This is a genomic window from Paracoccus maritimus, from assembly GCF_025195095.1.
Classification (GTDB): domain Bacteria; phylum Pseudomonadota; class Alphaproteobacteria; order Rhodobacterales; family Rhodobacteraceae; genus Paracoccus; species Paracoccus maritimus.
The window spans coordinates 40,235-60,574 of the sequence record NZ_JANAVZ010000004.1 but is presented as its reverse complement, the minus strand read 5'-3'; the positions used below and the strand labels follow the sequence as shown (position 1 = coordinate 60,574).

The window sequence follows — 20,340 nt, the reverse complement described above, 5'->3', positions numbered from 1 at the left end:
ATGCACATGACCGACCGGGGCCTGCTGGCCCTCGTCCGGCACGAAGGACTCGTGCCCGGGCCCTATCTCGATGTGAAACAGGTCTGGACCTTCGGCATCGGCCACACGGCCGCGGCCGGGTCGCCCGATCCGGCCACCATGCCGCGCGGCATGCCCGCCGATCTCGATGCCGGGATCCGGGAGGCGTTCCGGGTCTTTCGGGCCGACCTGGCTGCTTACGAAGCCGCCGTCTTGCGCACCGTGAAGGTGCCATTGGCGCCGCACGAGTTCGATGCGCTGGTCAGCTTCCACTACAACACCGGCGGCATCGCCCGCGCCGCGCTGACCCGGCACCTCAATGCCGGAAATCGCGTTGCGGCTGCCGACGCGTTTCTGAACTGGCGGCGACCGGCCTCGATCATCCCCCGCCGCGAAGCCGAGCGCGACCTGTTCCGCCATGGCCGCTATCCCGGCGGAACCATCCCGGTTTGGTCCGTGGATCGCACGGGCCGCGTGGACTTCTCGCGGCCGATCCGCCGACTGACCGAGGATGAGGCGCTGGAGCTGCTACGGCGGTCGCCGCTGCCGAGGCCACCGGTCCTCGATCCTGCGCCCGACGCGCCGTCCGGCTGGCTCGTTCGGCTGGCCACCTTCTTCTCCACGCTGATCCGGAGGGCCTGACTCATGCGCTACGTCCGACCCAACTCGCTCACCTGGTGGGCGGGACTTCTCGCCATGCTCACGGGCATCGCCTCCCTCGCGCTGCCCGCGACCGGTCCGTTCGCCGAACTGTCTCGCCTCGTCGCGCTGCTTGCCGGCTCGGGCGACGCGTCGCCCGCGGGGCTGATGTTCCTCGGTCTGGGCCTGATCGGCCTGCGCGACCGGATCGAGCGCGGGTTCCGCCGCGATGCTTGAGTTCCTCGCGGGTCTGATCGTGGGCGGCTGCCTCGGTGTCTTCGTCGTCGCTCTCTGCGTCGCCGCCGCGCGCGGGGAGCGGGACGATGGCTGAATTCCTGATCTGGCTGGTCGCGGTTCTGGGTGCGGTCGGGGGCGTGGTGCTCGGCCGGCTCTGGGGCCGCGCGGAGGGGAAGCGCGCGGGCAAACGGGAGGCGGAACGCGATGCGATGGAAGACACGAACAAGCGTGTCGAGCGGGGGCGTGACGCGGTTCGCGATGGCCGCGGTGCTGGCGATCCTGCTGAGCGGCTGCGCCGCAACGATGGGCGCTGGTGATGCGGGCTGTGCCTCCTATGCCGAGGCGCGGCTTGCCCGACCACCCGCCGAGACGGTCGCCGCGGTTCCGCCCGCATGGGCGGACTGGATCGCCGATCTCGACGACCGCATGACGGGAACCTGCCGATGAAGTCCCTCTCACCCGTGCTGCAAGCCCATCTCGACGAGGGCACGACCACGCTCGGCTGGTGCTGGCGGATCGCCCGCGCCGACGGCGTGACCTTCGGCTTCACGGATCACGACCGGACGCTGAGCTTCGACGGCACGGACTTCGAGCCCGAGAGCGGGCTCACGGCGTCCGAGGTCCGCTCGGGCTCGGACCTGTCCGTCGACGCGCAGGACGCGGAAGGCGTGCTGACCTCGGACCGGATCACCGAGACCGACATCCTCGACGGCCGCTGGGACAACGCCGAGGTGGAGGTCTGGCGGGTGAACTGGGCCGATACGAGCCAGCGCGTTCTGATGCGCCGGGGCGCCATCGGCCAGATCCGGCGCGGGCGGCTAGCGTTCGTCGCCGAGGTACGCTCGCTCGCGCATGTGCTGGGCCAGACGGTTGGGCGGACCTTCCAGGCGACCTGCGACGCCGCGCTCGGGGACGCGCGCTGCGGCGTCAATCTGGAGGACCCGGCCTTCAAGGGCACGGGCGCCGTGATCGATCTTATGCGTGACCGGGCGTTTACCGCCTCTGGTCTCGGCGGGTTCGCCTCCGGCTGGTTCACCTTCGGGACCATAGAATGGACCAGCGGCGCGAACGCGGGGCGTCAGACGGAAGTGCTGGGCCATGACGTGACGGACGGGATCGCCGTGCTGACCCTCCTCGAAGCGCCGGTGCGCGAGATCTCCGAGGGCGATGCCTTCACCATCCGTGCGGGTTGCGACAAGCGGATCGAGACCTGCGGGGCGAAGTTCGCCAACACCGCCAACTTCCGCGGCTTCCCGCACATCCCCGGCCAGGACGCCGTCCTCCGCTACGCCACCAAGGACGGTGGGCACGAGGGAGGCGTACTGTGACGCAACCCCTCGCATTGGCCGATCCCGCGCGCGTCATCGCCATTGCACGCTCCTGGCTCGGCACGCCGTACCACGACCAGGCAAGTCTCCGCGGCGTCGGTTGCGATTGCCTCGGGCTGGCGCGGGGCGTCTGGCGCGAGGTGGTGGGGCCGGAGTTGTTCCCGATCCCGCCCTACAGCCGCGACTGGGGCGAGACAGGCCCGCGCGAGGTTCTGGCCGACGGGGCGCGGCGGATGATGATCGAGGTGCCTCCCGTAGAGGCCGGTCCCGGCGCGCTGGTCCTGTTCCGCGTGAAACCGCGCGCCATCGCCAAGCATGTCGGGATCCTGACCGCGCCCGACAGCTTCCTCCACGCCTACGAGCGGCTCGGCGTGATCGAGGAACCGCTCACGCAATCCTGGCGGCGGCGCATCGCCTTCGCCTTCCTGTTCCCGCAACGCTGAGACCCGACCATGGCAACGCTTGTCCTCGGTGCCGCAGGCGCTGCCATTGGCGGCAGCATCGGCGGCGCGATCCTCGGTGTCAGCGCCGCGACGATCGGCGGCTTCATCGGCTCCAGCATCGGCTCGGTGGTCGACAGCTGGATCATCTCGTCGCTGGCGCCCACGCAGCGCATCGAGGGCGCGCGGCTCGACACGCTGCGCATCACCTCGGCCACCGAAGGGGCGGTTATCCCTCGGCTCTATGGCCGAATGCGCATGGGCGGAAACATCATCTGGGCGACGGATTTCCGCGAGGAGACGAAGACCACCACGCAGGGCGGCGGCAAGGGCGGCGGTGGCGGCAAGGTCAAGACGACCGAGTATCTCTACTACGCCAGCTTCGCCGTCGCGCTCTGCGAGGGGCCGATCACCGGCATCGGCCGCATCTGGGCCGACGGCAAGCCGATGGACCTCTCGGGCGTCACCTGGCGCTGGCATCCCGGCGACGAGGCGCAGACGGCCGATCCGTTCATCGCCGCGAAGATGGGCGCGGCCAGCACACCCGCCTATCGGGGCACCGCCTATGTCGTGTTCGAGGACCTGGCGCTTTCCACCTATGGCAACCGCCTGCCTCAGCTGTCCTTCGAGGTGTTCCGGCCTCTGGCCGACCCCGACACCGCCGAGGGGCTGACCCGCGCCGTCACCATGATCCCCGCCTCGGGCGAGTTCACCTACGCGACGCAGGCCATCCGCAAGACCGATGGCGGCGCGACGGTGCCTGAGAACCTGAACGCGCTGGCCGACTCCACCGACATGGTGGAGGCCCTCGACCGGCTGCAGGCGATGGCCCCTGCGGTCGAGAGCGTCAGCCTCGTCGTGGCGTGGTTCGGCGACGACCTGCGCGCAGGATCCTGCAAGGTGCGGCCCGGCGTCGAGGTGTCGGCCAAGTCGACCACGCCCGCCAGCTGGTCGGTCAACGGCGTCAGCCGCGCCAACGCCTTCCTGGTCAGCCGTGACGATCAGGACCGCCCTGTCTATGGCGGCACGCCGTCCGACTTCGCGGTGGTGCAGGCGATCCAGGAGATGAAGGCGCGCGGGCTGCGGGTCACCTTCTATCCCTTCATCCTGATGGACGTGCCGCCCGGCAACACGCTGCCGAACCCGTATTCCGACAACGCCGCGGAGACGGGCCAGCCCGCGTTCCCTTGGCGGGGGCGGATCACCTGTTCCCCCGCGGCAGGGTTCGCGGGGACGGTGGACAAGACCGCCACGGCCGCAAGCCAGGTCGCGGCGCTGTTCGGCGCCGCCACGCCCGCCAGCTTCAGCGTCTCGGGTCAGACGGTTTCCTGGATCGGGCCTGCGGGCGACTGGGGTCTGCGGCGGATGGTGCTGCACTATGCCCATCTCTGCGCCGCGGCGGGCGGGGTCGATGCGTTCCTCATCGGGACCGAGATGCCGGGGCTGACGACGATCCGCTCGGGCGCGGCCACCTATCCGGCGGTCCAGGCCTATCGGGACCTGCTCGCGGATGTCCGCTCTATCCTCGGTGCCGGCACCAAGATCGGATACGCGGCGGACTGGAGCGAGTATTTCGGGCACCAGCCAGGCGATGGCTCGGGCGATGTGTTCTTCCACCTTGATCCGCTCTGGGCCGATCCGGAGATCGATTTCGTCGGAATCGACAACTACATGCCGCTGTCGGACTGGCGCGACGGCTTCGAACATGCCGATGCGCAGGACGGCTGGCCCGCGATCTACGACCGCGCCTACCTGCAGGGGAACATCGCAGGCGGCGAAGGCTTCGACTGGTTCTATGCCAGCGCGGCTGACCGATCCGCGCAGGTCCGTACCCCGATCACCGACGGTGCCGCCAGCAAGCCGTGGGTCTTCCGTTTCAAGGATCTGCGCGCCTGGTGGTCGAACCCGCATTACAATCGCCCGGGCGGGGTCGAGAGCGGAACGCCGTCGGCATGGGTGCCGCAGTCCAAGCCGATCTGGTTCACCGAACTCGGCTGCCCGGCCATCGACCGGGGCACCAACCAGCCGAACGTCTTCTTCGATCCGAAGTCCTCGGAAAGCTTCACGCCGCATTTTTCGCGGGGCTGGCGCGATGACGCGATCCAGCGCGCCTATCTCGAGGCGACGTATCTCTGGTGGGGCACCCCGGCGAACAACCCACTCTCGTCGGTCTACGGCGGCCGGATGGTGCATGTCCCCGAATGCGCCGCCTGGACATGGGACGCGCGGCCCTATCCGTTCTTCCCGGCGCTGACCGACGTCTGGACGGACGGCGCGAACTGGCGGCTTGGCCACTGGCTGACCGGACGGCTTGGGTCGGTGTCGCTGGCCGCACTCGTCCGGCACCTCTGCCTGCGCGCCGGGCTGCCCGAGGATCGCATCGACGTCACTGGGCTCTGGGGCGCGGTCGAGGGCTACGCCATCACCGCGCTGGAAAGCCCGCGCGCCTCGATCACCACGCTGTCGCGGCATTTCGGCTTCGACGCCGTCGAGACCGAGGGGGTGATCCGCTTCGTCATGCGCGGCCGGGCCTCCGTCGCCACCCTCGGGCCCGATGATCTTGTGGCCGCCAGCGACGGCGACGTGCTGGAGCTGACGCGCGGCCAGGAGACGGAACTGCCGCAGGCGCTGAAGTGGCAGGTCGCACGCGCCGACGAGGATTACGACGCCGCCCTCGTCGAGGCGCGACGCATCACGGTGGACACGACGCGGATCGCCTCCGAGAGCTTCCCGATTGCGGTGCCGCCCGAGGAGGCCGAGCGCCGCTGCCGACGCGCGCTGATGGAGGCGTGGGTGGGCCGCGAGACGGCGGCGTTCCGATTGCCACCCTCGCGCCTCGCGCTCGATCCGGCCGACGCGATCCGGCTCGCCCATGACGGGCGGCTGGTCGATCTTCGGCTCGTCTCCATTGCCGACGCCGAGGCGCGCGGCATCGAGGCGGTCCGCCAGGATCGCGCGACCTACGACCTGCCGCCCGGCGATCTCCGCGCGGCGTCGCTGACGCGGGCGGTCGTGTTCGGCGCGCCCGATGCGGTGCTGATGGACCTGCCGCAGCTGACCGAGGACCAGCCCGCGCATCGACCTCTGGTCGCGGCACACGCCTTACCATGGCCCGGCGAGATGGCGGTGTTCCGCAGCCCCGCGACCGATGGGTTTGATCTGCTGACCAGCTTCGGCACGCGGGCCCGGATCGGGACGCTGGTCTCTGACCTCTACGCGGGCCCGACGTCGCGCTTCGACCTCGGCAATTCGCTGGTCCTCGACCTGCTGACTGGCACGCTGGAGAGCGTCACGGACCTGACGCTGTTCGGCGGCGCCAATGCGATGGCGGTGGAATCCGCGCCGGGGGTCTGGGAGATCGTGCAGGCGGGGGCGGCGGAGCTGCTGGCGCCCAGCCGGTATCGGCTGACCCGCTTGCTGCGGGGTCAGCGCGGCACCGAGGGCGCCATGGGCAACCCGGCGCCTGCAGGCGCCCGCGTCGTTGTGCTCGACCTCAGCCTCGCCACGCTGCCGATCGCCGAGGCCGATCTCGGATTGCCGTGGAACTGGCGCATCGGCCCGGCCAGCCGCCCGGTCAGCGACGAGACCTATTTGGCGCAGGCCTTCACGCCCGAAGGCGTCGGACTGCGGCCCTTCTCTGTCGCCCATGTCGAGCAGCCATGGCGGAAGCCGCGCACGCCCGGCGATCTGACAATCCTCTGGACCCGCCGGTCCCGCGCGCTCGCGGCAGACAACTGGGGCGGGCTTGAGGTGCCGCTGGCCGAGGAACTGGAAGCCTACGAAGTCGGGATCCTCGACGGCGCCACGGTGAAGCGCGTCCTGAGCACGGCCACCACCAGCGCCGTCTACACTGCCGCCCACCAGACCGCCGATTGGGGCGCGCCGCTCGGTCCCGGCGACAGCCTCACCGTCCGCATCTTCCAGCTCTCCGCCCTCGTCGGGCGGGGCGCGCCGAAAACCGTCACGCTGATACTCTGAAGGCCATCCCATGTCCGACGCCACGACCCATCTCCTGCTGCCCTACATCCTCGCGGCGCAGGCCCAGAAGCACGTCACGCACAACGAGGCGCTGCGGATCCTCGACGGGCTCGTCCAGCTCTCCGTCCTCGACCGGGATCTGACGGCACCGCCCGGTTCTCCCGCCGATGGCGACCGCTACATCGTCGGCTCGGGCGCGACGGGCGACTGGGCGGGCTGGGACCTGAACGTCGCGCTCTGGACCGACGGCGCGTGGCTGCGTCTGCCGCCGCGGAGCGGGTGGCGGGCATGGGTCGAGGACGAGGGCCTGCTGCTGGTCTATGACGGCGCGGACTGGGTCGGCACCACGCCCACGGCGCTGCAGAACATGGCGCTGCTGGGTGTCGGCACGACGGCGGATGCGTCGAACCCGTTCTCGGCCAAGCTGAACGCGGCACTCTGGACCGCGAAGACCGTCGCCGAGGGTGGCACCGGCGATCTGTTCTACACCATGAACAAGGAGGCCGCTGGCGACGATCTCGGCCTGACGCTGCAGACCGGCTTCGTGACCAAGGCGCTGGTGGGGCTCTTCGGCTCCGACCGCTTCCGCCTCGCGGTCTCGGCCGACGGCAGCACCTTCTTCGACGGGCTGAGCGTCGACAACGCCACGGGCATCGTCGACCAGCCTCGGCTGCCGCGGTTCAAGGCGTACACCAACTACGACAACTACGTCGGCGTCGGAACCTGGACGAAGATCGGCCTCAACAACACGGACACCAACGATCAGGGGGCCTTCGACGCCGCGAACAACCACTTCATCGCCCCCGTGGACGGCACCTACCTTTTCGGCGCGACGCTGCTCTACAAGATCAACGCCAGCGCCACGGCCCGCATGCGCGCGCGCCTCGTGCTGAACGGCACGACCGAAATCCGCGGCTCCCTCGGCGAAATCTCCGCCACCCATGTCTCGCTCGCCACTGCGATCTGGCTGCAGACCATGGTCCCGCTCACCGCGGGCGATACCGTCGAGCTGCAGGGGTATTTCCGGGTCGCGGACGGCTACTTCGCCGCCGATCACACGTCCTTCTGGGGCTGCAAGGTCGGCTGACCTCCGGCAAAGCTGCTGACAGCACGGTTGCCCGGAGCAGACACAATGTTCAAAGTCGGCTGGACGAGGCTTCCCTCGCATCTTGGTTTGCCTCCCAGTCCGCGTAGTTGCGCCCATCCGGGAGCTTCCAGAGGATCCGGCCATTGGCGCTCGCGCCGATCACGGCCGCTGCCGCAGCAGAGGCAGATGTGAAACTATAGGCGCTTGTGAAGACGAGAAAATCGCCTTCCTCTCGGAGAACGCCCTTCTCGACGAGGGTGTTTCTAAGCGTGACCGTGCCTCTCGGTATCGTCCGCGTCGTCCGGACCCTTGCCCTCGATCCTGCTGTGACCACGAAATCTCCGGAGGGCCCGATCTCCATCTCTGCGGCGAAGCCGTCACCACGGAAGAAAAACCGAGGGCTTTCGGGGAGGTCAGCTCTTGCCAGCTCCCGCTCCGCGATCTGCTCCGGCGCTCGACCGCGGATTTCGCGGAAGAGATCCCAGCCGAGGGCTCCAACCAGCGTTTTCGTCTGGTCCACGAACTCGTCCATTGCGGCTCGATCCGGCAGTGGCAGCTTACCGGCATCGTCGGAGGGCGTGCGCGAATTTGGCAAGGTCCAGCGAGGATTGCTGCCAACGCCCCGGATAAGGCAGGCCTCGACATAGCGAGCGTGGCTTTTTGTCAGGTTCTCGTCCTTGCTGATCAGAACCACCGTATCGGTCCAGAAGCCCTTGGCATCGCGACCAGCTTCATTCGAATTGTGATACGACAGGCGAGCACCGACGCCTTCGGACTCGCCAATATACGCAAGCTGCCGGTCCTGCGCGTCTTCGTCGGCGCCGATCAGGATGTAGACGCCTGGCCGTTCAATCTCGGGGAAAGCTTCACGAACCCGCCGAAGCTGGTTGCGCCGGAAGGCAATCGCCTGGATCGTCGACATCGAGATCTGCGCCACCCGAATGCCGTTCGGATCGCCGTCGAGCAGGAAGATATTAATCGAGCGCGGTTTCATCAAAGCCGTTGAAAAGCAAATACGATCACAGGGCCGCCGCTCCCTCTCGCAGGTAGGTCACCTCAAAAGCCTTCACTTGCCGGAAGCGTTGATGCCTGTTGGCCGGGCTAAACCCGTTGTTCAGGTCTGCCCGCTGGAATACGTCGAGTCCCCGATCGAGCAGGATCTTCCAGCCAGTGTCTGTCACGAGGTGCCGGGCGTGGATTGTGCTCGTCCCGTCAAAGGCCCAGCTAAACTCCACGCCCAAGGGTGCGATCCCGTCCCGGATCTGCTCAAGATATCCCGTCTGCCGCTCGATGTCGTCCGGGTCCGGAGCGGTGATGAGCTGGAACTGGACGTCCTCCCCGTCTGGCTTGCGCAACGCCACGACTTCGAGAAGTTCCATTAGGTTGCGCATCTGGTGATAGACCCGAATGTAGGGGTCCGTGAGCGTGATCACCGCCGCCCCGTCGAGCCATGGGCCGAGAAGCGCGTCGAAGCTCACCCCCTTCTGGTTCTCCACGAAGGTGACGTGACCGGGCGCGGGTCCGCGCGGGACGTCCGGCACCGCCGGCGGATGCAGATCGCGTCCCTCCGGGGCGTCCCGGACCGGCGCGGAAACGGGCGCGCCCGAATCTAAGTGGGGCGAGTCCGGCTCGATTGCCGCCTCGCCCACCTCCTCGACGTTCCGGCGGTGATACCAGCGCGGGTGCTCACGCTCCTCGAGGGTCTGCACCTTCGTCACTCGACCCGTCTTGTCGGCGAAGTTGAACTCGACCTCCGGGTAGGTGCTGTCGATCCGCATCAACTGGTCTTTGACGCGTTTTCGCCCCTCCATCGCGAGGGTCAATAGCTCCCGGATTTCCTCCGGGGTAGCGCCCCCGTCCGGGAAGAGGAGCTTCATCAGGCCGGAGAAGGTCTTCTGCACCCCGTCCCGGTCTCGGGTCGAGATGGAAGCGTCCAGCGTGAACAGGTCCCGGTAGTCCAAGGACCGGTCCTGCCCGCGCAGGTGGCGCAGCACTTCCGCTAGGTAGTCCACGATGAAGCCGTAGCCGGTCGCGAACATCTCTCCCCGGATGACGTCGATCTCCCAGCCAGGCAGGTAGGCGTGGAGGCGATCGATGAAGGCGCTATCGTAATACTTCTCAGGCAGCTCCTCGAAGAGGTCCGTATGCTTGAGCATGTACGCGACGGAATGCTTGGTGTTCCCGATGAAGGCCATCGACGCTTCCGCCCCGAGCGTCTCGACACCGCGCGAGAAGGACTTGTTCGCCAGGTAATTCTTCATGATGTCGACGAGCGCCTTGTCGACCTTCTTCTGCCGGCCGGCGAACTCGTCGAAGGCGATCGTGTCCCAGTAGCCGACGAGACCGATCTTCCCGCTCGCGTTGCTCACGAACAGCTTAGGGACGGTTACCTCGCCACCAGAGATCAGGATCCCGTGCGGGGAGAACTCGGAGAAGATGTGCGATTTGCCAGTCCCTTTTGGGCCAAGCTCGATCAGGTTGTAGTTCCGCTCCACATAGGGGATCAACCGCAGCAGCTGGAGGAGCTTGCTGCGCCGGCCGAACGCGTCCGGGTTGAACCCGATCGTCTGGATCAGGAGGTCAATCCACTCCTCCGTCGTGAACTTTGCCCGCCCGGCCAAGTACGCGTCGAAGTCGAAGCTGGACATCTGGATCGGCTTAAGCCCCGCGAGAACCCAGGGGACCGAATTCGCCTCCTCCTTGTGATCGTATTCTAGGTCCGCGATCGACCAGACCCCGGAAACGAGCATCTTCTGGTTCTTCTTGACTGTGTCGCTGTCCACCAGGACCTTCTTGATCCCAAGGTTGGCAAAACTGGCCTCATAGGAGTCAGTTTTCTCGTTAAGCGCGACCGACACCTTGTCTATGACCTTACCGCGCCCCTTCTCGCGGATGTTCGACCGGATCAGACCCGCCTCGTTGCGGTGCACGTAGTGCCGGTGCAGGATCTCCTTCACGGTCTCGATGCCGGTCTGAATCGAGGCCTCGTCATCGGTGGCGCAGTATTGGCCGAGCAGATATTCCAACACATAGGTCGGCACGATGGCGTTGCCCTTGACCGCCTTCACCAGGTCCTTTCGGACAACGAAGCCCGCGAAATGCTCGTTGATCTTGTCGTCGAGGTCACTCATCCGCAGGCTCCTCAGAAATCAAAGTCAGTGGTCATGCCACGCCGCAGCTGAAAGCGGTGGGTGGCATAATCCTGGTAATGGCTGGTCTTTCCGACCCGTTCACGCAGCTTCAGGATGACATCCTGATTGTTAAACCGGTCGGCCTCCCGCGAGAGGAGGAACTTGCGCGGCATTTCCCGCTCGCGGGCGTTGTCGGAGCGGAAATCGAAAATCAGGGTGTACTCGTCGGAGATCAGTGTGCCGTCCATCGCATAGATGCCCGCCAGAAGCTCCCGAGGCCGCATCTTCTCCGAGACAGGCTGGGTCTGATAGAGCGTCACCGCTGTCTGGCCCGAGGAGATCAGGCTGCGGCCCGTGACGAAGATCTGCACGTCGACCTGGCCCACATCCGTCTCACGCTGTTTGCCGACCCGGATGACCGGGATGACCACTTCCTGCAAGCTGGCGCCGCCATGTACGAAACGGCTGCCTGCTCCCTTCACGCGCATCCGGTTGATCGAATTCGGGATCAGGACATCCAGTCCACCAGAAAGGCCCAGCCCTGCTGCGCCGAAGTGCTTCATGCCTGATGTTGGTGTGAGGCCGCGCCCAATCACAAAACGCCGGTTGCGGAAGAGGATCTCGGCGCCCTGTGGATCGGCGATCGCGAAATCGCTCTCGTCAAGAGCACGATGCTGATAGAGGAACCCGTGATCCGCAGTGATCAGGATGTTGGAGAAGTTGGCCGAAGTCAGCTTGCGGACGAGCTTGGTCAGATCTTCTATAGCATCCTCAGCCGCCTCGGGCAGCTTGTTTTCCGTTTGCAGCTTGTCGCCGATGGCGTCGATGCGGTTGTGGTAGACGTAGACGATGTGATGGTCGCGAAAAAGCGCCTTTCCGTCCTCGGTGCGCATGTTCATCACGTCTTCGGATTTCAACGCCCTCGCGCTATCTCCCTTACGCCCCGCGGCGAGCAGCTTTTCTCGAGCCGCAAGACCCTTGGTATTCTCCCCGTCCGAGATGACATCGCCGCTTCCGTCCTCTGCCAGGGCGAGCGCGCTGTGCGGTAAAAGCGCCGCCATGCCGAGCTGGGTGTAGCTGGGCAGCGAACTGATCATGGGCTTCAGCTCGGCATCGAAGCGATCCAGAGCGCGGATCCGGCGCAGGCACTCCTCGCCCACCTCGAAGCGGAGGGCGTCCGAAATGATCACAGCGACCTTCTGGTCCTTGCGCCGGTACTCGGCGGCCTGCTCCTGATAGAAGTTGGCCTGCGATGCGAAGCCGGGGATCTTCCACTCGCCGAGGCCGGCGATCTGATCCTGCCATGCGTCGTTCAGCGCCAGTACGAAGCTGTTCGTGTAGCGGTTCTCGACGGACGCATAGAGGTCGGCCAGCAGGGACGCCTGACCGCTCTTCTGCATGTGGTAGATGAACTTGCGGTACAGCTGATCCAGCCGATACCAGCTGGTCACATAGCGTTGCACGCCCTCAGCAGGGCTGGTCATCCCCAGGTTCGCCTCTGCGAGCGCCTGCTGGAACTCGGTGGCGTAACCGACCGCCTGATAGATGTCCGCGTAGGTCGGATACCAATGGCTCTGCCGCCGTTCGCGCACCCAGTTCAGCACTTCCGGCGCGCTGACAGACTGGGCTGCCATCGCGCGGACGATCTCGCGGATGATCTGGCGGTCGATCTCCTCGAAATGATCGATACCGACCAGGGTACGAAAATCACGGGTCGAGAGATCGGCGGGGATTTTCAGCAAGTCCTGATATCGGGCCGACAGGGCCTCGAAGGCCTCCGCCCAATGGCGGTTGTTCTTCCAGCGGCGGAAGACCAACAGCGCCTCGGCGTTCAACGCGCCGTCCTCCCCCAGAACGCGCGCATAGGCCGACTGGAACAGCGCGATGGCGAAGTCCTCGAAATCCGGCTCGTCGGGCTTGTAGCCGTAGGCCTGGCCGACCTGCTTCCAGAGGAAATCCGTCAGTCCCGAGCGCTCGATCAGCCGCAGGGCGTCGTCCTTGTCCGCTGCCAGCTCGCCCAGCAGCGCCTCGATCACCGTGTCCAGCCCGCCCTCGGCGCCCGCGCAGACGGCCAGCATGCGGATCCGCATCTGGGTCTGGGTGTCCGAGGAAGAGGTCGGCATCAGCCGCTTCAGCGCCTCGACGCGGGCCTTGGCGCGGAAGAACTCGATATGCCCGCGCACCACGTTCTCGAACTGCAGCGGCAGGCCCAGCTCGGCCAGCCAGATCGCCGCCTGGTCGGCCTTGAAGACGGCCGAGGCCAGCTGCAGGTCCAGAAGCCAGTTGTCGGTCATCTCGGGTTCGGGCCCGTCCTTGAACAGCAGGAACTTGGCCTTGGGTTCCTGCCGCAGGATCCGGTACTTCAGCCCGAACTCGTTGTTCGCGATCTCCAGCTTGGTCACGCCGGGCAGATCGACCGCGTCGAACTCCGTCCGCATGTCGCGGTCGGCGTCGTACCAGAAGACGATCCGGTTCTCCTCGAACAGCTGCCGCAGGCTGGCGGCGATGCGGTCACTCATCCGCGGCCTCCAGCCCCTTGATCGGCTTCAGCGCCGCGCCGAACAGCGGGTAGTTCCGCTTGACCCCGTCATCCAGGTCGATCTCGATCTTGGCCTGCGCCAGCGGGAAGATCACCTCGCGCTCCCATTCCTCCAGCTCGGCGAGCTGCTTGGCGATCACGCCCACGTCCTTCAGCGCCTTTGTCCGCTGGGTCTGGGTGGCGGCGGGGTCGTCGGACAGCTTTTCCAGCCGTGCGCGCTCGGCCTCCAGCTTGCGGATGAATTCGCGCAGGTAGTCGTTCAGCAGGACCGAGACGGTGTCGGGCCGGTAGCGGTGCATGTAGATCAGCGCCTGGAACGTGCCCCTGGGGCTGGAGAACATCCAGTAGATCGGCCGCTTCTTGTAGCGCTTCACGTGGTCGTCGTAGAAGCCGCGCGTGAAATACTTCCGGATGTCGCCGATCTGCGCCTCGACGAAGGCGAGGTTCTCGCGGAAATGCGCGTCGCCGAAGGTCACGCGCAGGAACTTGCGGAAGCGGTCCACGATGTCGTCGGCGAACCAGTCGGCATCCAGCACGGGGATTACGTTGTCCTCGTCGGGAAGGAAGCTGGGCTCCGGCACGCGGGCGAGGTAGTCCGCCAGCGTCTCGCCCTGGTTGGCGAGGATCAGGCCCGGCGCGTCGAGGCTGTAGCGGCCGAACATGCAGCCCACGGCGTAGGACAGGAACTCGGCCATGGTGTCGGCGCGCAGGCGGGTTTCGCGGTCGTCTTCCGTGCCCTTCACGCCAAAGCGGTAGGCGGGGTTGCAGGTGAGGGTGATCTCCTCGATCGGCACCTCGGGGGTCAGTTCGTCCTGCAGGCCATAGGCGTCGATGAAGATGCGGTTGTTCTCTTCCTCCAGCCGCTGCATTTCGTCCGTCATGTTCTGCCAATGGGCGCGCAGGCGGGCATAGGTGGCCTCCAGCGTTCCGGCCCGATGATCGGGCGAGAGCAGCGGGAGCGTGGTGAAATCCCAGGAGGTTTCGTAGGCGTCCCAGTCGGATTTCGATATTGAACACAAACCTTGTGCGCCAACTTCTGCGGCTTGAATCGTGCTGTTTGACGGGTATGGCAGCTTTGCTATGTCGCCTGCCTGAAGGTTGAGTGTCGGGTTGAATGTTTTCAACATGAGACGTGAAGCAGTCGAATTAGCAAGAGCGACACAGCCATAAACGCTCTCCGGATCAACAATTGCGGGTGACGCGTTATCGAACCAAATTTGAGCGTCATCCACCCGAAAGCTTGGATCACCCGAAGTCAGACGGCCCCAAACTACGTGTGGCTTCCCAAAATGCTTGAGAGCACCAAGACCAGCGGAATTGTGCTTCTTTAGTTCCTTCCCGTCTTCCGACCAATCGACCACATGGGATGCGATGCCATACCACTTCCGGTAGCCACCGGCTTTATTATACAGGCGCCAAGCTTTACTTTCAATTCTCTGCTGAGAGATCTCGAACCAGAACTTGAGAAATCGGCCATTGTCATTTGTGAAAAGGCCAACCGTTATTTCCTTGGAGTAGTCCCTGACCGTGCCGTGCTCAGTGAAGAGTTCAAAGACCCGTTTCGGCAACCAGAATGCAACAGGCTGTCCTGGAATTTGCGCAAAATCAACTGGACTGCGATAGAATGGAGCGTATTGACCTCTTCCAGTAACGCCTTCTTTGAAGCGAATTGGTTGCTGCTCTGCATTTCCCAAATAACCAAGATCAAAATAAGGTGCTCGCTCATCTCTGGCGGGAGAATTGACCAAAGTGAACGCGCAGATTGGAACGATAGCTGACTGGTAAAAAGAGGTGTAGGATGGCTTGACCAGTGAGGTCACACGTGCATTCTTGTATAGTTCCTGGCGCAACTTTTCATATGTCGCAATAAACATCCAGACAAATGGCGACATGAACCCTGCCATGCCATTTGCCTTAAGCAATTTCTTACCTGCAAATATAAACGCTGAAAATAGGTCCGCCTTAAAGTCTTTGTAGTGCTGCTCAACCCATGGCTTGAGGCTACTATTCATCCCACTACTGGCCATGAAAGGCGGGTTGGCCACCACCACATGATACTTCGGCGACAGCGCCTCGGCCATGCGCAGCAAGGTCATGACGCGCGCCTGCACGTCCTTCAACAGCAGGTCGCCGCCAAAATCCCGCGCCTCGACCACCCGCAGCGTCTCTGCCGGATCGCGCAGTTTCGGCACGATCAGCGAGCCGAAGTTCTTGGCCTGCTCGAACTGCAACAGCGTCTCGCGCAGCGCAGCCGAGAACAGGTCGCGCCCCACCACGGCGGCCACGTCCTGCATCTCGGCCGGTGTGAAGGTCACGTTCTGCAGTACGACGATGTCGGGCTTCGCCTCCATCCGCAGGAACCGCCGCCGCCCCAGCCACGCCGCCGCCTTCATCGCCAGCGCAAAGGCCGCCAGCGCCCCCGCGCGGTCGTCGATTTCCACCCCCGTCAGGTTGTGCTGCAGGATCAGCGCGGGGATCCTGTCGGCCTCATACCCCTCTTCCTCGTAGATCGCGTAGAGCAGGTCGAAGGCATAGGTCAGCATGTGCCCCGACCCGCAGGCCGGATCGCAGACCTTGATCTCCTCGGGCTTGCCGATCTTCAGGAAGTCCGTCTCGGGCTCTTCCGGCGCGATGTAGTAGTCCATCCGCTCGGCCAGTTTCGACCCCGGCCGATTGAGCAGCCACAGCCGCCCCAGCGAATTCTCGACCAGGTAGCGGACGATCCAGTGCGGGGTAAAAAGCTGGGTGGCCGCCGGGATGTTCTCGGCCGTGATCTTGACGTTCTTCTTCAGCCCCGCGAAGACCTGATCCTTCTTCTCCGAGATATAGAACTGGTATAGCCAGCCGATGATCTCGACGTCCTTGCAATCGTCTTCGGGCATGGCGTCGCGCAGGCGGGCGAGGATCGAGGTCGGCGAAAGCAGATCCTCGGGCATCAGGAGTTCGGTGTAGTCGCCCACTTTCTCGAACATGAAGGGCATGGGCTTGTGCCAGGCATTGCAGGCGTGGACGAGCAGCAGGCGGTAGGCCTCGCCCTGTGGGTCGCGGCTGGGGCTGCGGCCGTCGAGCAGCGCGGCGATGGTGGCAGGCGCGCCCTCGGGCAGGTTGCCCGCCATCGCCTCGGCCAGGATCTCGGGCCGCGTCGCGTCCCCCTCGGGCGAGACGACGCGCGGGTTGGTGTAGCCGTTCACGTCCATGAAGCGGAGCGCGGTGAAGCGGTTGAACCAGGTGTAGGCGACCTGTTCGATGACCTGCGCCTTGCCGATCTGCGCGATGGCGGCGTCGAGCTTCTTCATCGCCGCGGGATTCTCGCGCCGGGCGGACGAGGCCGGGTCAATGACGACGGACAGCTTGGCGGTGACCTGATCGATCAGAAGGTTGCGGGCGGCTTGCGCGAATTTCTTGAGGGCGTTGGTATCCATCAGACGATCACCTTCTTGCCCGCGGCGATTTCGGCCATCAGGGTCTTGCGCAGTTCGTTCACGTATTGGTCGACATCGGCCTCCTCGGCGAGGTAGGGGCGCGGATAGGACACCTTGATGTCCGAGGCGTTGACGTAGGACGGCGGCCGTGGCGCCGGGGCGGGCCGGTCGTTCATGCCGGGATCGGCCGGAGCGGGCGCCCGGGGCTGTGCCATGCGCGCGATGTCCGCCAGCATCTGCTGCATCAGGCCGGACCGCGCGCCATTCGGCCGGTCACGCAGGATCGGGATCATGGTCACGGCATCGAGCCCGGCTTTGTGTGAGGCCACGCTGCGGCGGATTTGATCCTGCTGGTCGGGGGTGAGGGCCTGGAACTCGGCCGTCTGGGCGACCTTGTCGGCACATTCATCGACGGCGGCGATCACCGCCTTGCGCTCCTTCAGGACATCGAGTTCGACCTTGTCCTTCAGGGCGTAGAGGTCGGACTTCAGCGCCTGGATCGCCGTGCCCTTGTAGCAGTCGGGATCCCGCAGGGCGGCACGCAGCTTTTCCCCGGCGGCGGCATCGACATAGCCGATGTTGGCCTCTTGTGCCTGCAGGAAGTCGCGGACGTCGTCATAGATTTCCCGCTGGGCCCCGCCCATGAAGCTGCGGATCTTGTCGAGGATGTCCTCCTTGGCATTCAGCAGCGCATCTTCCTGCTTGACCGGTTCGGTGATGTACCAGGCAGCGGGTTTGCCGACCATGGCGACCATCTGATCCCGCAAGGGCTCCAGCGCCGCGACGAACGGGTACTTGTGGTTTTCGGTGACGAGCCGGTTCAGTTCGTCCGCCAGCTTGCGGATGCTCTCCGCCCATTCGCCGCCGAGAACCCGTGCATCGGAGCCGTCGGCAGGCAAGCCGAACAGTTCCTTGTAGAGATCCTTGGCTGCGCGGATCTGGGACGAGGTGAACTCGAGTTGCGGGGTCAGGAGGATGTTGCCCAGCGTGTGGCTGTTGTTGAGCGCCCGGGCCAGTTCGGCGCCTTCCAGCGGCGTGCCGTCCGACCGGGCCTCGCACTTGCCTTTTCCGGATAGGCTGGCGGTGAGGCACAGGGTGGCCACCGTCGGCCAGCCGTAGGGCTTCGCCCCGAAGCGTTCGGTAAGGTATTTGGCCGAGACCTTCACTCCGTTGCGGGCCTGGCTCTGAATGTGGTTCAGCACATCCTGTTCGGCTTCCGTCAGGCCGGTACCGGCTTCGCCAAACAGGGTGGACGTCGGACTGGCGGCCTTGGCGATGTCTGCTTCGACGTAGTTCACGCCCCTCAGCATCGGCAGGTTCACGTAGACCTTGTCGACAAGCGCCTGGAAGGCCTTGACGATGCGGTCCTGGGGATCGTCACCGCCGATGTCCAGTTCATCACCACGCACGAAGAGGCGTGCAGCGGCCATGAGTTTCCGCAGGCGAAGTTCCAGATCTTTCGCGCGGCGGCCGTTTTGCTCTCCCTTTTCGAGAATGATCCGGTCTCGGCCAGGCTGGGGCGATCCGCTGCGGGATTGCCGGATGAACTTGTCGGTCTGCCGGAACAGGGTCAGATCCCGAATGAACCGGACATCCGGCTGCAGCACGATCGCCAGTTCCTCGCGCCCCATGTTGCGCATGCGCACAGCGTCAGGAGCCGCAGCATCGTCACTGAAGGGGCTGATGATGTTGATCGAGAGCTCGTATTCCCGGCCCAGCAGATGGTCATCGAGCTTCCGGCTGAAGGAATACTCATAGCCCGTGGTCAGGTGCTTGATCTTGCGGTGCCGAAGGATCGTGTCGAAGGCAAGGGTTTCCAGCTCCTTGCTGATCTCGGTCGGATCGACATCCAGCGCCTTGATCTCAGCCTCGACGTCCTTCTCTTCGTTTGTGAGGAATTCGTAGACCTCGCCATTGCGCTGAATGTAGGTTTCGCGCTCGAGACGCGCCAAAGCGTCTTCGATCTTTCGCCGTTGTCCCGCTTGGTCAGCCTCGAATTCCGACAACAGAAGAACGCTGATGTTGCGTACGGTCGGCTTGAATTCCTTCACATACTTGACAAGGAACAATGCCTTCAGAACGCGAACCGCGAAGGGATCGTCGAGGTTCCGCTCGGCGATCTGGATGGACTGTTGGACGGCGGACTTTAACGCGGTGCGGATCCCCTCGAACATCAAATCGAAGGTCGCGAGCCCCCCGACAGGACGATCGGCAAGGGTTTTGGCGACCTCTTGGAACACGCCCAGCATCGAGCGTTCGCCCACGGAGCTATGCTTGCCCTCGAATGCATTGTGCTGGGAGAGCGACGTGATCGCCATCTGGAACAGCGTGTACTGATAGGGCGGGAACGGATAGCTCGCGACGAAATGCTCGCGGTCGCGATAGTTCTTCAGCCGGATCGAACCATCTGCGAAATCGAACAAGGTCTTGAGATTGTTCTCCTCCTTGTCGTGCAAATTGCCCAGCATGATCTGAGCCGCGTCGGTCTTGGACAGCAGGCGGCGTTGAATGACCTCGGCTACATCCGCCGAGTTCAAGGGCATGCGGTTGGCAAATCTTGCCTGGATTTTCGAGAAGTCGTTTTCCTGCCGGGCAGTCATGTCCCCGACGACTTCTGTAATGGCCTGCTGCGCCGTCACTATGATCCACGCCTGACCCTTGCACTTCGTGTTTAGGCTCTCGGCGATGGTCTGAAGGTTCGTCATCAGCTTGACGTTGTCGGCAATGTACTGGCCGACCTCATCGACGAAGAAGTTCAGTCTGAAATTCGGCACCTGCCGGTCGATCCAGGCCTTCACCGTGTTAGCGAAATCTTCGATCGAGACCCTCGTATCTTTTCGGTACTGTGAGAGGATATCCTTGGCATCGACGGGATCTGCGCCAGTTGCCCGTGCGAATGCCGCAGCGATGTTGCGCCCCTCCAGCAGAGCCTCCTCACGGCCTCGAGTCTCCCAAGGCTTTCCGGAAAGCTCCAGGAACGCCGCCTTGAACGCCTCGAACTGACCACGCTCATCGAGTTGCCGTTCGAACTGCGCAATGTGCGGCTGCTTGCCGTAATAGCCGCACATCTCGTCGAACACCTTCTGGAAAACCGATAGCAGCGCGTCGACGTCGTTCTTCGAGATTACGTCCGCCTTCTGGTCAATGTTGAACAGGATCGACTTCGAAGGGATCGACACGGCTTTGCGAAGGGCGCCAGCAAGCATAGGCTCGTCCTTCAGCTTCTCAGCGAAGATGTCGAACGCCTTGATCCCGTCGACTTCGCGATTTTCCAGCAAGAGCGCCAGCATCTTCAGAAGATGCGATTTGCCTGAGCCGAAGAAGCCTGAAATCCAGACGCCATTCGCGGTCTTGTAGTTATTGTAGGCATCGAGGAACTGCTCAAGCCGTTGCCCGATCTCGCCGGTGATCACATACTCGTCGAGCTCGATCCGGAGGCTTGCTTCGTCGTCCGCCTTGATGACGCCATCGATGGCGCGGTCGACGGGCTTCTCAAAGATTTCGCGCATCGCAATCGTCAT

General features: G+C 64.5%; 13 protein-coding genes. 8 read left to right on the top strand and 5 right to left on the bottom strand.

All coding sequences use genetic code 11. The features are described 5' to 3' along the window. The 8 genes from MU516_RS07960 to MU516_RS07925 all read left to right on the top strand — a co-directional run bounded on the left by MU516_RS07960 (position 1) and on the right by MU516_RS07925 (position 7,727). Entirely contained in the window at positions 1-660 is a 660-nt protein-coding gene (locus tag MU516_RS07960; protein WP_260276675.1) for a lysozyme, read from the top strand. 3 nt (positions 661-663) lie between these two features. Continuing rightward, the gene (locus tag MU516_RS07955) at positions 664-894 is read left to right on the top strand and encodes a hypothetical protein (protein ID WP_260276674.1); all 231 of its coding nucleotides are present in this window, start codon (positions 664-666) and stop codon (positions 892-894) included. Positions 895-980: 86 nt separating this feature from the next. Further along, positions 981-1,211 carry a hypothetical protein gene (locus tag MU516_RS07950; RefSeq protein ID WP_260276673.1) on the top strand — a complete coding sequence of 77 codons (231 nt, stop codon included), beginning with the start codon at positions 981-983 and terminating at the stop codon, positions 1,209-1,211. Then, entirely contained in the window at positions 1,198-1,341 is a 144-nt protein-coding gene (locus tag MU516_RS07945) for a hypothetical protein (protein ID WP_260276672.1), read from the top strand. Before MU516_RS07950 ends, MU516_RS07945 begins: the two co-directional genes overlap by 14 nt. Further along, entirely contained in the window at positions 1,338-2,222 is an 885-nt protein-coding gene (locus tag MU516_RS07940) for a DUF2163 domain-containing protein (RefSeq protein ID WP_260276671.1), read from the top strand. Before MU516_RS07945 ends, MU516_RS07940 begins: the two co-directional genes overlap by 4 nt. Next, on the top strand, positions 2,219-2,665 hold the full coding sequence (locus MU516_RS07935; RefSeq protein WP_260276670.1) for an NlpC/P60 family protein: 447 nt from the start codon (positions 2,219-2,221) through the stop codon (positions 2,663-2,665). Before MU516_RS07940 ends, MU516_RS07935 begins: the two co-directional genes overlap by 4 nt. Positions 2,666-2,674: 9 nt before the next feature. Continuing rightward, a complete protein-coding gene (locus tag MU516_RS07930) occupies positions 2,675-6,640 on the top strand; it encodes a baseplate multidomain protein megatron (RefSeq protein WP_260276669.1) in 3,966 nt (1,321 codons plus the stop codon). 10 nt (positions 6,641-6,650) lie between these two features. After that, a complete protein-coding gene (locus tag MU516_RS07925) occupies positions 6,651-7,727 on the top strand; it encodes a DUF2793 domain-containing protein (RefSeq protein WP_260276668.1) in 1,077 nt (358 codons plus the stop codon). Between the two features lie 49 nt (positions 7,728-7,776). Here MU516_RS07925 and MU516_RS07920 read toward each other — a convergent pair whose 3' ends face one another. Genes MU516_RS07920 through brxC form a run of 5 tightly spaced genes read right to left on the bottom strand, consistent with a single transcriptional unit; the run spans position 7,777 to position 20,340 of the window. Further along, positions 7,777-8,721 carry a GIY-YIG nuclease family protein gene (locus tag MU516_RS07920; RefSeq protein WP_260276667.1) on the bottom strand — a complete coding sequence of 315 codons (945 nt, stop codon included), beginning with the start codon at positions 8,719-8,721 and terminating at the stop codon, positions 7,777-7,779. A gap of 25 nt (positions 8,722-8,746) precedes the next feature. Continuing rightward, positions 8,747-10,858: a BREX system Lon protease-like protein BrxL gene (gene brxL, locus MU516_RS07915; protein ID WP_260276666.1), complete on the bottom strand. Its 2,112-nt coding sequence runs from the start codon at positions 10,856-10,858 to the stop codon at positions 8,747-8,749. An 11-nt stretch (positions 10,859-10,869) separates the two neighbouring features. Further along, complete coding sequence (gene pglZ, locus MU516_RS07910; protein ID WP_260276665.1) at positions 10,870-13,377, bottom strand: BREX-1 system phosphatase PglZ type A; 2,508 nt, start codon at positions 13,375-13,377, stop codon at positions 10,870-10,872. Further along, positions 13,370-16,819 (bottom strand): BREX-1 system adenine-specific DNA-methyltransferase PglX, encoded by a 3,450-nt coding sequence (gene pglX, locus MU516_RS07905; RefSeq protein WP_260276664.1) that lies wholly within the window; start codon positions 16,817-16,819, stop codon positions 13,370-13,372. The genes pglZ and pglX overlap by 8 nt, the downstream gene beginning before the upstream one ends. After that, positions 16,819-20,340, bottom strand: a complete 3,522-nt coding sequence (gene brxC, locus MU516_RS07900) for a BREX system P-loop protein BrxC (protein ID WP_260276663.1) — start codon at positions 20,338-20,340, stop codon at positions 16,819-16,821. The genes pglX and brxC overlap by 1 nt, the downstream gene beginning before the upstream one ends.

Coding starts and splice junctions, on each gene's coding strand:
- MU516_RS07950 (WP_260276673.1), top strand. CDS start 981: ATGGCTGAATTCCTGATCTGGCTGGTCGCGGTTCTGGGTGCGGTCGGG.
- brxC (WP_260276663.1), bottom strand. CDS start 20,340: ATGACGATTGCGATGCGCGAAATCTTTGAGAAGCCCGTCGACCGCGCC.
- MU516_RS07945 (WP_260276672.1), top strand. CDS start 1,198: ATGGGCGCTGGTGATGCGGGCTGTGCCTCCTATGCCGAGGCGCGGCTT.
- brxL (WP_260276666.1), bottom strand. CDS start 10,858: ATGAGTGACCTCGACGACAAGATCAACGAGCATTTCGCGGGCTTCGTT.
- MU516_RS07940 (WP_260276671.1), top strand. CDS start 1,338: ATGAAGTCCCTCTCACCCGTGCTGCAAGCCCATCTCGACGAGGGCACG.
- MU516_RS07925 (WP_260276668.1), top strand. CDS start 6,651: ATGTCCGACGCCACGACCCATCTCCTGCTGCCCTACATCCTCGCGGCG.
- MU516_RS07960 (WP_260276675.1), top strand. CDS start 1: ATGCACATGACCGACCGGGGCCTGCTGGCCCTCGTCCGGCACGAAGGA.
- MU516_RS07930 (WP_260276669.1), top strand. CDS start 2,675: ATGGCAACGCTTGTCCTCGGTGCCGCAGGCGCTGCCATTGGCGGCAGC.
- MU516_RS07920 (WP_260276667.1), bottom strand. CDS start 8,721: ATGAAACCGCGCTCGATTAATATCTTCCTGCTCGACGGCGATCCGAAC.
- pglX (WP_260276664.1), bottom strand. CDS start 16,819: ATGGATACCAACGCCCTCAAGAAATTCGCGCAAGCCGCCCGCAACCTT.
- MU516_RS07955 (WP_260276674.1), top strand. CDS start 664: ATGCGCTACGTCCGACCCAACTCGCTCACCTGGTGGGCGGGACTTCTC.
- pglZ (WP_260276665.1), bottom strand. CDS start 13,377: ATGAGTGACCGCATCGCCGCCAGCCTGCGGCAGCTGTTCGAGGAGAAC.